Annotated in this window: 12 protein-coding genes; 5 read left to right on the plus strand and 7 right to left on the minus strand. The window is 47.2% G+C overall.

What is annotated here, in order from left to right:
* The 6 genes from C4S60_RS17240 to C4S60_RS17265 form a co-directional block, all read right to left on the minus strand.
* A partial coding sequence (locus tag C4S60_RS17240) for a VCBS domain-containing protein (protein ID WP_208623286.1) occupies positions 1-1,610 on the minus strand: 1,610 nt, incomplete at its 3' end.
* Between the two features lie 330 nt (positions 1,611-1,940).
* Positions 1,941-2,438, minus strand: a complete 498-nt coding sequence (locus C4S60_RS17245; protein ID WP_103881605.1) for an Lrp/AsnC family transcriptional regulator — start codon at positions 2,436-2,438, stop codon at positions 1,941-1,943.
* Positions 2,439-2,563: 125 nt separating this feature from the next.
* Positions 2,564-2,824 (minus strand): hypothetical protein, encoded by a 261-nt coding sequence (locus C4S60_RS17250; RefSeq protein ID WP_244183136.1) that lies wholly within the window; start codon positions 2,822-2,824, stop codon positions 2,564-2,566.
* Positions 2,825-3,113: 289 nt separating this feature from the next.
* The gene (locus C4S60_RS17255) at positions 3,114-6,170 is read right to left on the minus strand and encodes an efflux RND transporter permease subunit (RefSeq protein ID WP_103881607.1); all 3,057 of its coding nucleotides are present in this window, start codon (positions 6,168-6,170) and stop codon (positions 3,114-3,116) included.
* Positions 6,170-7,228, minus strand: a complete 1,059-nt coding sequence (locus tag C4S60_RS17260; protein ID WP_103881608.1) for an efflux RND transporter periplasmic adaptor subunit — start codon at positions 7,226-7,228, stop codon at positions 6,170-6,172. The genes C4S60_RS17255 and C4S60_RS17260 overlap by 1 nt, the downstream gene beginning before the upstream one ends.
* Positions 7,228-8,301, minus strand: a complete 1,074-nt coding sequence (locus tag C4S60_RS17265; RefSeq protein WP_103881609.1) for an efflux RND transporter periplasmic adaptor subunit — start codon at positions 8,299-8,301, stop codon at positions 7,228-7,230. The genes C4S60_RS17260 and C4S60_RS17265 overlap by 1 nt, the downstream gene beginning before the upstream one ends.
* Positions 8,302-8,571: 270 nt before the next feature.
* Here C4S60_RS17265 and C4S60_RS17270 point away from each other — a divergent pair, with 270 nt between their 5' ends.
* A complete protein-coding gene (locus C4S60_RS17270) occupies positions 8,572-9,294 on the plus strand; it encodes a TetR/AcrR family transcriptional regulator (RefSeq protein WP_103881610.1) in 723 nt (240 codons plus the stop codon).
* A gap of 172 nt (positions 9,295-9,466) precedes the next feature.
* Positions 9,467-10,051, plus strand: coding sequence for an NAD(P)H-dependent oxidoreductase (locus C4S60_RS17275; protein WP_103881611.1), 585 nt, complete (start codon positions 9,467-9,469; stop codon positions 10,049-10,051).
* Positions 10,052-10,212: 161 nt separating this feature from the next.
* Here C4S60_RS17275 and C4S60_RS17280 read toward each other — a convergent pair whose 3' ends face one another.
* Entirely contained in the window at positions 10,213-11,184 is a 972-nt protein-coding gene (locus tag C4S60_RS17280; RefSeq protein ID WP_244183137.1) for a helix-turn-helix domain-containing protein, read from the minus strand.
* A 184-nt stretch (positions 11,185-11,368) separates the two neighbouring features.
* On the opposite strand from C4S60_RS17280, the gene C4S60_RS17285 reads away from it, so the two are divergent.
* From C4S60_RS17285 to eat, 3 genes are read left to right on the plus strand one after another with little or no spacing between them, the layout of a single operon-like run.
* Entirely contained in the window at positions 11,369-12,763 is a 1,395-nt protein-coding gene (locus C4S60_RS17285; protein WP_103881613.1) for an ethanolamine ammonia-lyase subunit EutB, read from the plus strand.
* Positions 12,764-12,773: 10 nt separating this feature from the next.
* Positions 12,774-13,646: an ethanolamine ammonia-lyase subunit EutC gene (eutC, locus tag C4S60_RS17290; protein ID WP_103881614.1), complete on the plus strand. Its 873-nt coding sequence runs from the start codon at positions 12,774-12,776 to the stop codon at positions 13,644-13,646.
* A gap of 11 nt (positions 13,647-13,657) precedes the next feature.
* Positions 13,658-15,058 carry an ethanolamine permease gene (gene eat / locus C4S60_RS17295; protein ID WP_103881615.1) on the plus strand — a complete coding sequence of 467 codons (1,401 nt, stop codon included), beginning with the start codon at positions 13,658-13,660 and terminating at the stop codon, positions 15,056-15,058.
* Positions 15,059-15,088: the final 30 nt, after the last annotated feature.

The raw sequence follows: 15,088 nt of genomic DNA on the forward strand, positions 1-15,088 counted from the left end.
ACTAACGTACCCATGGCGGTGGGTGTGCCTGATATAACATTGCCATCGTCATCGTGACCCGCTTCGATCACCGCGCCAACAAGCTGACGGCTAACATCAAACGTTGGCTGGTCGTTGGTACCCGTAATGGTGATGGTCACCGCTTGCTCAATCACCACCCCTTTATCGTCGGTCACTTTCACCGTGAAAACAACGTCTTCCGACTGACCTTCTTTCAGCCCTTGGGTGGCGTCTGAGTTGTTATCTAAAGTGAACGTCCATTTGCCCGTCACCGGATCGATAGCGAAGCTACCGTAGTTGCTGCTGCCTTCGGCGCTGAACGCCAGAACGGAGTCAGCATCCACATCACTCGCAACAAGCGTACCTGACACTATTGATTGGCCAGCCACCTGCGTTCCATCGTCAAGATTCCCCGCCTCAACAACTTGTCCAGAGAAGTTACTTGAAGTCGAAAACTCTGGCTTATCATTCGTCCCAGTAATAGTGATCACAATCGTGTCCGTCACCACCGCACCTTTGTCATCGGTAACCAAAACCGTGAACTCAGATATAGCAGTTTGACCTTCAGCTAGGGCTTGCGTGGCGGTAGAAGTGTTGTTTAGGGTATAGGTCCATTCACCCGTCTTACTGTCAATGGAGATAGAACCGTATTGATCGGATTGGTTAGCGACCGAATAAGCAAGAACTGAGTCAGTATCGTTATCTGTCGCAACGACTTGGCCAGTCGCCGTGTCATTTCCTGCGTCAATATCGCCGTTATCGAAGTGACCAGATTCGGTCACGCTACCTTCCCCAGGTTCGACTATCACTGGAATATCATTGATAGGATTGATTGTGATGGCGACACCACCCGATTGGACAGAATTTATCTCTCCACGACCATCGTCAACTGTGAAAGTGAACTGTCCAGCATCTTTACCTGCGGTGTATTCCATTGGCGCATCGAATTGCAGGCCCTCAAACTCAGCTTGCGTCAACGGCTGACCTACCGCCACTGGTGTACCATCAGCGAGTGTTAGGGTGCCTAACTTAGGAATTTCTGTGACGGTGAGCGTTAGCACATCACCATTTGGGTCGATGGGAAAATCGAGGTTTAACTCACTATCTTGCGATTCTTCATCATAACTACGTAGATCAAAAACAGTAACGGGAGCGGCATTAGAGAAGATGTCTCGGAGTGTATTAGTCTGAGCATCATTCAGGCTACGAGGTTCAAGTCCTGTCGTTTCAAAGAAGGTGGCAGCCAGAACCTGAGGATCCATTGCCTCAACCGAAGCCGCATCAGAAATACTGGAGCTGAGAGCACTGCCAGCAGCAGAAGCCTTGTCTTCATCTTGCGTTGGGTCTTCACCTGCCTCAATTTGTGCGATGATATCCGCTGCGTCCTGATCGTCGAATCCAGATACTGATGAAACGGCTACGGATTGAACATTCAGTTGTGCAAGTTCTACTCCATTCAACTGATCGCTGGGCTCATTGTCCAAATGAGAAAGAACCACGTCCCCCGGCCGGGGAGCCACCCCTTCTGGAAGAACTATCAATTTACCTTTTGAATCAAGGACTAATGAACCTGTGACATTTGACAGTCCCAACAATGCTGCGACACCCATAGCGAGCTCCTTTAAAACCGACCACTTTCTGGTAAAAGTTTCTAAAATAAAAACTTTGCTTCGATTAACTAACCTGCCACTCAATATGCACTCTTACACATTAAAGAATTATAGGTTTATTAATCGGCATTTCTAATTTATATATGTCGGTAAATATCAGAATTACCAGAACATATAAACTAAAAGTAGCGACGAATTAGGATATGTCTCAAAAACGAAATGAATGTAGGGCGAAGTGCAGAAAAACGCCGAAATCTGAGTCTTTTTCAAGCAGATTTAGGTAAGGGTTTGTATGGATTTAGCTGTTATTAAAATCACTAATTCAAATGATTACTTAGGTAGAGTCAGTGTATCGAGTAACTCCGGATTAACGCCAAATCCGGTCTTGTGCTCTTCAATGACCACTTCACTGCGCGTCTGAATGACACCCGGTAAGGTACCAAGTTTAGTAGACATAAATGCCTGATAAGACTTCATATCTTTGGTACGCACCTTAATCATGGTATCAAAATCACCAGAAAGGGAATAACACTCTTCGATTTCTGGCATAAGCTCTACTGCTTTGGCAAATTTATCAAAGATGGAGAAGCTCGTCTGATCTAGACGGATATGAATAAAGACCTGAACGTCCAATCCCAACTTTTCAGGATTGAGCTCTGCATGATAACCAAGAATAAATCCCTCTTTTTCAAGACGCTTAACCCGATCAGAACAGGGAGACGTAGTGAGATTGACCTGCTTCGCCAGTTCCACAATAGGCATGCGACCTTTAAGGCTGAGTATTCTTAGTATTTCTAAATCGATCTTATCTAAAGCAAGGGAAGCCATTGATTTATCTCGGAGGAATTTTCATTCATCCGATTGTAAATCAATCATTATGCAAGTAAATAGACTTGTGATCACAAACTCACAACAAATCTATGCTGCGGGATCGTGTACGACACAGGAAAAAACTAAGCTAAGTTCGTTTGCTGACTTAATACTGGTTTGGCTATCTCTTGGTTTTGCTTATTGCACACTCGACAATAGAGTTGACGTTCAAGCTTATAGTAACCACTGCCATTCACTAACTGTGACATGAGCTGTTGAAAGCTCTGGAGGATGGTTGGGTTGTCATTTTGACTGCGTCGCATAACCGCTTTATGTGCTGTGTCCTTTTTGCACGCCGCGCAGTAGTTAGTTGGCATCTTGGGGTCTCCGTCTGGTCTGAACATTTCCTGACCATCATTGTGTTAAAGGTCGGCTGAATTACAAAACGATCATTGCAAAAAATGAGGCGGGTATTCCAAATTCGCGGTCATTATTTTGCGAATTTTTGATCAAGATTTCGAAATTAACTTACAAACATATCTGTAAAACCGAAGTTGTAAGTAAATATGTAAGAAAACATATCATCTTGCCGCTAAAAATCACCAAAAGCTTCCCATAATCAACAGTACACTTATTATTTCGTCAAAAAAAGCCCACATCACTGTGGGCTTTAACGATACTTATGACGGTTTATTACTTCACCTGCTTGATATTAAAGAATATGGCAAACAAAACGGGCACCACAATCAATGTCAACACAGTCGCAAAACCCAATCCGGCCATGATGGTGACCGCCATCGAACCAAAGAAGGCATCAAACACCAAAGGAATCATTCCCAGAATGGTGGTCAGGGCCGCCATGCTAACCGGGCGGACACGACTTACCGCACTGTCAATAATCGCCTGGTAGGGATCTTTGCCACTCTCTAGCTCCAAATTAATTTGATCCATCAGTACAATGCCATTTTTGAGGATCATGCCACTCAGGCTCAACAAACCAAGCAATGCCGTAAAACTAAAAGGCATATTTGAGAGAAGCAGACCAAATGCCACACCAATAATGGACAGTGGAACCGTGAACCAGATAACCAACGGCTTCTTCAATGAATTAAACAGAAGCATGGTGATGATAAACATCAACAAGTACCCCATCGGCAATGACTTAAACATCGCTTGTTGGGCATCCCTGGAAGACTCGTACTCCCCTCCCCATTCGATCGTGTAGCCATCAGGCAGAGGCAGTGATTCTACCTGTGGCTTAACACGAGCGAATAAACTTGCCGCCGTCTCGTCCCCCAATACATCATGGTCAGCGAGTACGGTTAGCGTACGTTTTCTGTCGCGACGTTGAATAATCGGCTCTTGCCATTCCAACGTGACATTATCAATCACCTGCTCTACTGGCACATACGTTTGTAGCATTGGGCTCCAAATGGAGATGTTTTGCAGCGATGCGTAATCGACACGTTCTGCTTCCGTCAATCTGGTGACGATGGGTAGCATTTGCGTACCATCACGGAAAACGCCAATCGTGTTACCACCGAATGCCAGTTGCAGAGTGCTCGATAGATCCTCTTTAGAGATACCCAAGCGGCGCGCTTTCGATTCATTAAACTGAGGTACCAATTGCTTGGTGCGTTCACGCCAGTCATGACGGATGTTTCTTGCGCCAGGATCCGCAAGCAATACATCTTCCACTTGTACCGCGATATCGCGCAGCACCTGTGGGTCTGGACCAATGATGCGCGCTTCGATCTTCGACGCCGGTGATGGGCCAAATTCCATCAGTCGAAGCTGGAAAGTTGGGGTAGCAAATTGAGACGACAGTTCTGCATCCAACGTGTTGAGTAAATCAAACATGTTGTCACGACTGGTGGTTCGCACTTGCAGCTGAGCATAGCCTTCATAGCTTTTCTCTGGCTGATAAGTCAGCATGAAACGCTGCAAACCTTGCCCAACCGTTGTGGAAACAAACTCCACATTATCTTGGGCCTGAATATACTCTTCCACCTGCTCAGTTTGCTTCAGCGTTTGACGTATATCCGTGCCCTCAGGCATCCACATATCGACAAAGAACATTGGCGTGTTTGACGGCGGGAAAAACGACTGCTTCACTAAACCAAACGCCATGACAGCGGAAACTAGCAGTGCAATCATGCCCGCAACGGTGAGCCAACGCAGTTTGAGCGCTAACTCCAAAGACCAACGGAACACCGTAAACAGCACACCTTTGTATGGGTCTGCGGCGGCAGTTTGGTCGTTTTTGTCTGATTCTTTCAGCAAGATATCGGCTAGAAACGGCGTTAGAGTTAATGCCGTGATCCAGCTAAGGAACAAGGAGTAGCACAGCACCCAGAACAGCGAGCCCATGAACTCACCCGTGGCGTCTTGTGACAAGCCAATTGGAGCAAAGGCGGTAATTGCTATAACGGTCGCACCAAGTAGCGGCCATTGCGTCTGTTTTGCAATACTCATCGCGGCTTGCTTTTTGGTTTGCCCCTGCTTAAGTCCAACCAAGATGCCTTCGACAATCACAATCGCATTGTCCACCAACATACCCAGCGCGATGATAAGTGCACCAAGCGATATTCGGTGTAGCTCAATATTGTTGATACTCATCATAATGAAAGTACCAAACACGGTGAGCAGCAAAACCGCGCCAATAATAATGCCGCTACGCATGCCCATAGTGAACAGTAGCACCACAATTACGATACCCACCGCTTGAGCAAGACTGACCACAAAGTCTTGCACCGACTTATCGACTTCCGCCGACTGGTTGTAAAAGTAGTCAAGATTAATGCCCGCTGGCTTAATGCTCTCAAGCGCTTGTAGCTCAACATCTAACGCCTTACCGACTTCGACCACGTTCACGCCTGCGCCAAATGAAATCGCCAAGTTAATCGCTGGCTTACCATTAAAGGTGATCACATTTGACGGCTTTTCTTGTATCCCTTTGGAAATATCAGCCACGTCTTTTAAGCGGATAAGATTACCCGTGTCACGTCCATGTATGATGAGGTTTTCTAGCGACTCAACCGAATCCAAATTGCCGTTTGGACGAATTGCCAAGCTCTCACCATTAATCATGATTTCACCGGCAGATTGCACGCTGTTTTGCTGATTGAGCAGCCCCATAACCGTGTTCATGTCTAGGTTAAGGGCAGATAGACGCTCTAACGACAGCTCAACGAATAACATCTCTTTTTGGTCACCAGCGATGGCAACTTTACCCACGCCATCCACCAGCTCTAGCTCGCGACTCAAGTAATCAGCGTAACGTTTTAGCTCCACATAATCGTAGCCATCACCCGTGAGCATTATCATCACACCAAACACATCACCAAAATCATCGATGATCTGAATCGAATTTACTCCTGATGGGAGGTTAGGCCTTAAGTCGTTAATCTTACGGCGCATTTCATCCCAGATTTGGGGAAGTTCATCAGGGCCATAGTCCATTTCCATACTGACCATGATCTGTGACAGCCCCGCAGAAGACGTAGACTTGATATTCTTGATGTACGGAAGCTTACGGATCTCTTTTTCCAGCGGATACGTGAGCTCTTCTTCTACTTCAGTCGAGGTCGCGCCGGAATAAGTTGAAATCACCATCGCATCTTTAATAGTAAAAGCTGGGTCTTCCAAACGCCCTAAGTCGTTAAACGATTGAATACCACCAATAGCCAAGATGACCAGAAACAGCCAGCTAATGACGCGGTTTTTTATTGAATACTCGGTCAAACTCATTATTTATTGTTCTCCATGAGCGCTACTGCTTCGCCGTCTCTGAGCTTTCTCAGACTTGAGCTAATTAAAATGTCACCTTGGGCAACGCCTGAATCGACGATCACCCCAAAGCTATTGACTTGGTCAACACGCACCGGCGTTTTCATCGCCCTGCCATCTTCATGCTTCCAAACAAAAAACTGTTTCGGCTCCATGCCAGCTTCCAGTACTGTCATTGGCAATTGATAACCTTGAATCGTACTTAACCCTGCAGCGACCATGTCCACATGCACTGACACACTGGTACCCGGTAGGATTTTCTCTTTGGGTTGAGGCATTTGTAGCCAAAGTTCATAAGCACGACTTTGAGCATCTGGCTCGCTGGAGTGCTCCAGGTAGGTCATGGTGTAGCTTTCATCAATGCCAGAGAAAAATGCGCGCGGCTGGTAGGCATTGCGCTGAGCTTGAGGAGTGATAGACGCTAAAATGTGGTCAGATAGACTGATCTTCACGTAGACTTTGTCATCCTGATAAATGGATACCACGGTTTCACCCGGGCCAACGTTTTCAAAACGCTCTTTGTTAACCTCGGCAACCACGCCAGAAAACGGCGCTTTTAAGCTGGTGTACTGAAGTTGGTGCTGAACATTCTGGTATTGCGCCTTCGCCAATTGTCGATTGGATGTCAGCTCGTCCAGCTCAGAGTTGGAAATCATGTCTCGCGCATATAACTCGGTACCACGACGCAGTTGCTTGGTCGCCAGTTCATATTGAGCCTGTGCATCACGGTATTGCTGCTGGAGCTTTTCATCATTCAGTTTGGCAACAACCTGACCCTTCTTCACCGATTGACCCGGCTTCACAAGCAAATGGGCAATTTCACCTTGGATTCGAAATGACAGCTTAGTTTGCTCAGCGGTGACAACTTGACCTTTAAACTCGCGATATTGCTGCTCTACGGGTTTAGAAACTTCAATAGACTCGACCATCAAAGGTGCACGCTCACGAACGGCAACATCCGAATTACAGCCCGCTAGTGCCAATGATACTAAGCCGAGAGCAATGATTGATCTCTTCATTAGATGCCCCCCTCACGCGCCCACAACTTAACTCGCTGTCCTTCCACTAAGTTTGCCGCACCGGCTACCACGATTTGATCGCCTTGCTGCAAGCCCGCAGTCACGGCACCACTTTCATTGGTAGACAGTTGGATTTGGTGAATTTGCTCTGTCACGGGATCAAAGCGCCACACCTTACCACTGGCCGCTTGTTGACTGATCCACGCACTGGCTGGCAGTGAAAATGCTCGCTCTTTTGCTTCACTTTGAATATGTACTTGTCCAGACATACCGGAGAGTACATTGATGTTTTGTGGCTTAACTATTGTCACAGCAGCTGCGTAGCTGTTGGTATCAAGATCAGGCTGCATGGCAATTTCACGGAATCTGGCTTCAATACGCTGATTACGATGACTGTCTAGCGTGACAAAAAAATGCTGATTCTTTAACTCTTCTAGCGTCATCGCTTTCACTTCCGTAACCGGAATAGTGAATGTCACGTCAAGATCGTCACTGCTAATAAGATTCAAAATCGGCTGTTTTGCCCCAACGACTTCAAACGGCTTTTGGTAAGTCATAGAGACCACACCATCAAACGGCGCAATGATTTGGGTATAACCAAGATCGGCTTTAGCTTGTGCCAATGACGCCTTAGCGGCTTTAAATTGGGTTTCGTTGCGGTCGAACTCATCGGCACTAATCAGCTTTTTAGCAAATAGCTGCTTGGCGCGTTGCCACTGCGATTCTGCAAGATCGAACTCGGCCTGTTTTGCATCCAAGGCAACTTGATAGTCGGTTGGATCGAGCGTCGCTAAGATCTCACCTTTCTTAATGGCCTCACCCATTTTGACGTCTATCGACGAAATTTGCCCTGCGACCTGAAAAGAGAGTTGAGCACGATCCGTCGCATCGACTTGTGCAAGATAGCTGCTGACAGGAGCAAAATTGAGTTCAGGAACCTGTACTACTTTGACGGGCTTGATCACTGGTTCATTGATTTCTGATTGTGCTTGATTGCACCCAGATAAGCTGATGGCCGCGAATATGGGGAGCATCAGCACGCTGACTTTTTTGAATAGACGATGGGTGTTCATAATATTTATCCCAAATTTATACTTTACGATCGTGCAGTAAATTAACTTTACAGTTGTGCAGTATATGTTTAATTTGAAAGAGATCAATACATATTGCACGCACGTGCAGTATAATTTTTTGTATGCTTTTCATCACTTTTGGTTATATACAAGCCCTCAGGCCCCGGCATAAGTAGATCTACTGCATTGTGACGTTCGCCGATGTGCATCTTGTCGATAGGTGGGGAATTCAGTACCCTGTATAGGACTGATTAATTAAAAAGGTATCGAGTGGAGAAGAAAAAAGGTCGTCGCAGCGCCATGGCGGCAGAAGAGACGAAAAACCTGATCATGACGGTCGCCGCGCAAATGTTTTGCGAACTGGGATATGAGAGAGTTTCTATTCGTAATATCAGTGAGCGTGCAGGTGTGTCTCATAGTTTGATTCGTCACCACTTCGGTAGTAAGGAGCAAATCTGGTACGGCATCAGCGACCATATGCACGCCTACATGCAGAAATACATCCTGCACCTTCTCGAGCAACTACCAGAAGATACCCCAACCAATGTGAAGCTCTATCGTTTTTCCGTTGAAATGCTGGCTCACATTATGGTTGTCCGCGAGCCTATTCAGCTCATTGCCGATGCTATGCGTCAGGAAAACGAATTCTTTGACTATTTTGTGGATAGCAAAGGGGAAATCGAATGCATCGTGAAGGCGCTGGTCGATGAATATAATCAAGGTCGAGCACATGACGATCGTTTGAACAGACAAGAACTCAAATGGCAGATGATGCTGTATGCCCATGGCTCAGCATGTATGATGCCCATGCTTAAAGAAACCTGGTCTGAAGTTACTCAAGATGAAGATGAGTGTTTGCTGAAACACTGGCAACTATTTGAACAACTCACTGCTGCCAAACTTCACGTTGATAAGCAGTATCGACTCAATCCAGACAAAGTCTCCGATCTGGTTCACCATGTCGAATGTGGCTGGGAAGAGTGCCCGATATAAGCTAACTCATTGATAAAAAGCAGCGTAACGCTGCTTTTTTTGTGCCCTAAAGTCACCAAACTCAAGGTTACTAAAAGTATACTAATTGATTTTAGTTTTTAGGTTACTTTAATATACCACCAGAGCGCTCGGACACACTCCAGACATAGTGAAATTTAGAGGACATAAAACCATGAGCAATATATTAATCATCAATGCGCACCAGCCTTACCCATTCTCTGAAGGTAAACTTAACGCAACTCTTGTCGATAAGGCGATCACCCTACTCGAAGGCAAAGGCCATCAAACACGTGTGGTCACCATGCAAGATGAGATTGATGTACCAGCACAACTGGATAACTTTAAGTGGGCGGATCGAGTGATCATTCAATCGCCAGTCAACTGGATGAGCGTGCCTTGGAGCTTTAAAAAGTACATGGACGAGGTGTTTACTGCTGGCATGGGTGGCGAGCTGTGCCTATTCGACGGCCGCTCAGAAGAAGAGCCCAAGAAAAACTACGGCACTGGTGGTACTCAAACCGAGACTAAATACATGCTATCTTTGACTTTCAACGCACCGGAAGAATCGTTCAATGACGAGTCTGAATACCTTTTCCAAGGCAAAAGCGTAGATGATCTCATGTTCCACATGCACGCCAACTTCCGCTTTTTTGGCATGCAAGCATTACCAACTTTTGCGGCATATGATGTGATGAAAAACGCTGACATCGACAATGACCTTGCTCGATTTGAATCGCATTTAACCGAGCACTTCTAACCGACTAAGTACTCCCTTTCCTCCTCTAGCACTGGGCGTTGAGCGAAGGGATTTCGACTAACAGTTTGCATAAACTGGTGCTGGTTCATGCTTCTGGTAAAAGAGCACAACAAGGACGTTGTGAAGCCAGGCCGCATTACTCCAAACTGTCAGTCATTAACTTAATCAAATAAATCATGAGTACTTAATCGGGTTCGGTTGTGGTTTGTCAGAGTCGCCGACGGGCTCTCGCCAAACAGCCTCTTGTAGTTACCGGCGAAAAGCCCTAAATGACAAAATCCGTAGCTAAAAGCAATATCATAAACCGAGTGCTCGCCGTGACTGTTCAATAAAGCTCTGCGCACCTGATTTAATCGAATCCTGTGAATAAATTGCTGGGGTGACATACCACAGCAGGAGTGGAAAGTATTTTGCAATGTTCTGCGACTCACATGTACCGCATCACATAGCTCGCTGACGGTTAGGGGATGGGAAGAATTGCAATCTGAAAGCGTCTGTTTCACTCGCTGCATCACTTTGGCACGCTGGAACAGCGGCTCTCTGGGAACATCACTATCTCTCAATGAGTTAAGTAAATCGGCAATAAAATCCTTCAATAACGCCTCATGAGTGTAGCCAGACCAACGAACGGGTTCATTTGTCAGTAGAGCCGAAAGATAACGCTTGAGCTGGTTTGTATGGGTTGTCGAGTCTACTTGGCTAAGTTGAGAAACCTCTAGCTCCTCTAGCTCGAGCTGCTCTGAAATGGCCTGCAGAGTCTCTTCGCCAACGACCACACCATAGATAGAGAAATTCTCTGGCGTGACCAACTCAAAATCCAGTCCTCCTGTGCGAAGCAGCATATGATCAGCACTTTTCTGAAGATGATTGAGATACAAAGACTTTTCCTCAGCACTAAGCCCAAGCCATAACCCACCCTTTTCAACTCTGCAATCCTGCCTCAATCCACGATTACTGTCCTCACGAAATACATGAATGTTTTCAAATCGTCGTTCAACAATTTTCCCGTAATAGGCTCCCTCGCTTATCTGGTCGTAGGCTTGGGTCCAGTTGAATAAGCTGTTCGCCTGCTGATTTGCATCATCAGAGGGACGAACGCACAACTCTGGTGCAAGTTCGCAAATCCCACCCATCACTACCACTCCTTCTAATTCGTCAGAGATGCTCCATCTTAGAGCATTAACTCCATAACCTTATGTTTCTTATGTATTTTTATGATTGCCGATTTTTGATAGTCGCTTGGAACGTTATTCGCAGTGTTAACTATCAAATTGATGTCGAAACACAGCAAGAATCAAACCAAACAGAGGAATCGTAATGACAACGACCTATCGTCGACAACAAGGAAACCGAGTATTTACTTTCCAGTCGTTAGCAGAGCTAATGGCGAAAGCGACACCTGAGCGTTCCGGAGATGCCTTGGCTGGAGTTTGTGCCGAGTCTGCGGCAGAGCGTGTGGTTGCTCAAATGACTTTAGCGGACTTGCCTCTTAAAACATTTCTCAATGACGCCGTCATTCCGTATGAAAATGACGAAATCACGCGACTAATCATGGATACCCATGATGCTGACGCCTTCCAAATAATATCGCACTTAACCGTGGGTGACTTTCGAAACTGGCTCCTCAGTGACAACGCGGACTCCGATACATTGACGAGGCTAAGAAAAGGATTAACACCGGAAATGGTGGCCGCTGTCAGTAAGATCATGCGTAACCAAGACCTTATTCTCGTGGCTAAAAAATGTCAGGTCATCACCGCCTTTCGTAATACCATTGGTCTACCCAGTCGACTCTCGACTCGCCTGCAACCCAACCATCCTACTGACTCATTAAACGGTATCGCAGCAAGCATTTTCGATGGGCTGATGTATGGGAACGGCGATGCGGTTATTGGTATCAATCCCGCCACAGATAACGTTCCCCAAGCGGTAAAGCTGATGCATTTAATGGATGAGGTCATTCAGCAATATAAGATCCCGACACAATCCTGCGTGTTAACCCACGTGACTAATACTATCGAAGCCATCGAAATGGGCGCCCCCGTTGACTTAGTATTTCAGTCTATTGGCGGAACGCAAGGCACCAATGACACCTTCGGCATCGATCTCGCTGTTCTAAAAGAGGCGCAGCAAGCCGCACTCTCACTCAATCGGGGTTCAGTAGGTAACAACGTCATGTATTTCGAAACCGGACAAGGTACCGCATTATCCGCCAATGCGTTTCATGGTGTCGATCAGCAGACTTGCGAAGCAAGAGCGTACGCCGTAGCGCGCCACTTTGACCCGTTACTGGTCAATACCGTGGTTGGTTTTATTGGTCCTGAATATCTGTTCGATGGTAAGCAGATCATTCGTGCCGGATTAGAAGATCATTTCTGCGGAAAATTGCTGGGATTGCCGATGGGCTGCGACATCTGTTACACCAACCATGCCTATGCCGACCAGAACGACATGGATAACCTACTGACACTGCTCGGTGTCGCGGAATGCTCTTTTATCATGGGCATTCCCGGCTCTGATGACATCATGCTCAACTACCAAACCACCTCATTTCACGATGCGCTGTATGCACGAAAAGTGCTGGGGCTGAGACCTGCACCCGAGTTTGAGCAATGGCTGATGGAAATGCAGATCTTCCACGATGTCGACAAGGTTCGCCTAAATGACCAATTGGCATCGTCGTTCTCTCGAGCTATCAAACAAGTGAGCTAAGGCGCGTTCCATGACCAAAGTGATTAATATCAAAACTAAACAAACATCTGATTCCGTGGTAACTAGCCCTTGGCAACAACTACGCAACTTCACTTCCGCACGTATCGCCCTAGGCAGAACTGGTAACAGCATACCAACCGATGCGCTGTTATCGTTCCAACTCGACCATGCTCAAGCGATGGATGCGGTGCACTGCGCCCTGGACACAACGGCATTAAGACAGACGCTAACACAATTGCCACAAGTCCAGTCCTTAACCCCGTCTGTGCCACAAGTAGTCGAGAGCAAGATCAGCGACAGACTCATGTATCTGCAGCGACCAGACCTCGGGCGCCAGCTCAATCCAGAATCTTGGCAACGCTTGGTTAAACAAGCCGCTTCGCCAAACTTCACCCCGGATCTTGCCATTGTCGTCGCCGATGGTTTGTCGTCTACCGCGATCCAGCATCATGCCGCGCCATTTATTGAGCGACTACTGACCAGAATGAGCGAGAGTGGAACTTGGCTTCTGGCTCCTATCACCATCGTAAAACAAGGTCGTGTCGCCGTCGCCGACGATGTGGCTGAATGTTTTGGCGCTAAGATGGTACTGGTTCTCATCGGCGAGCGCCCGGGATTATCATCACCAGACAGCATGGGCTTATACCTCACTTGGGGGGCCAAGCGAGGCTCTAAAGACTCAGAGCGAAACTGTATTTCCAATATCAGACCAGAAGGCTTGAGCTACGACGACGCTTGCAACCGAACCATGTACCTGCTCGAAGAAGCCAGGCGATTACATCTGTCAGGCGTCAATCTTAAAGACCGCTCTGACATCCAAGATGAAAGCGGTTCACAACTCAATCAGACACACACCGACAATTTTCTAATCACTCACTCGTAGAGGGATCTACTATGTCAAAACATCACGAATATCTGTCACAAAGACAGTTGAAAAGAGGCACTGCAGGATGGATTTTGCTTGCAGGGCTTGGGGTTTCTTATGTTATTTCTGGCGACTTTGCTGGCTGGAACTTTGGTATCGCACAGGCGGGTTGGGCTGGCTTCTTAATTGCCGCTATCGCCATGGCCGTCATGTACTTTACCTTAGTTCTATCGCTGGCGGAGATGTCAGCAGCTATTCCAGCCGCCGGGGGAGGATACAGTTTTGCAAGACAGGCCATGGGCCCGACTGGCGGCTTCGTCACTGGCTTAGCGGTGCTCATCGAATACGCTTTGGCGCCAGCTGCCATCGTCATCTTCATCGGCTCTGCGGTTAATGAGCTTGTCGGTCTCGATGGACCCATCGTTTATGCGCTATTCTACGCTGCCTTTATCGGTATTCATCTATTCGGAGTCGGTGAGGCTCTAAAGGTTATGATGGTGATCAGTGCGCTTGCTGTGCTGGCGATTATCCTCACTGCCGGTGCGCTAATCGGTCACTTTGATATCAACAACCTTTTCGACATCGCACCAGCAACCGTTCAAGCAACCGAGGTGCTTCCTTTCGGCTGGTATGGTGTATGGGCCGCACTGCCATTTGCCATGTGGCTATTCTTGGCGGTAGAAGGTGTACCATTGGCTGCGGAAGAAGCGAAGAACCCTGCCAAAGACGTACCGAAAGGTATTATTGGTGCCATGCTTTTCCTGCTGGTCACGGCGATCTTAGTGGTGTTCTTGCTAGCAGGAGCGGTAGGCTCAGAAGTTATCGGAGCGAGTGCCGTCCCACTTGTTGATGCATTGAAACTCACCAACAATCCAACCATTGCCACCTTAGTCAATATGCTCGGTCTTGCGGGCCTGGTCGCCTCATTCTTCTCGATTATTTACGGTTACAGCCGCTTGGTATTTGCTCTCTCTCGTGCAGGATACCTTCCTCAAAGCCTCTCACTCACCAGCAAAAACAAGGTGCCATCTCGCGCACTTATTGTCCCTGGTATCTTTGGCTTTGTGGTATCGCTCACCGGTGAGGGAGACTTAATCTTAGCGATGGCAGTGGTTGGCGCGACTGTATCCTACGCCTTGATGTCGCTCAGTCACATCCTTCTCAGGATCAAACAGCCCGAACTTGAGCGTCCTTATCGCACACCCGGTGGCGTAGTGACGTCAGCTATTTCACTGGTGTTATCATTAATCGCACTAACGGGCGTGTATGCATTTGACCCGTCCGCTTTCTACATGACATTTGGATTGTTTGTTATCGGTGGAGTCTACTACGGACTGTATAGCCGCAATAAACTCATTGCCTCAAGTGCCGAGGAAGAGTTCGCTATGCTGTCCCTTGCTGAACAAGAACTCAATACTGACGCAGGCTAACGGAAGCGATATGAAGGATCGGCCAAGGCC

This window comes from Vibrio hangzhouensis, assembly GCF_900107935.1.
Classification (GTDB): domain Bacteria; phylum Pseudomonadota; class Gammaproteobacteria; order Enterobacterales; family Vibrionaceae; genus Vibrio; species Vibrio hangzhouensis.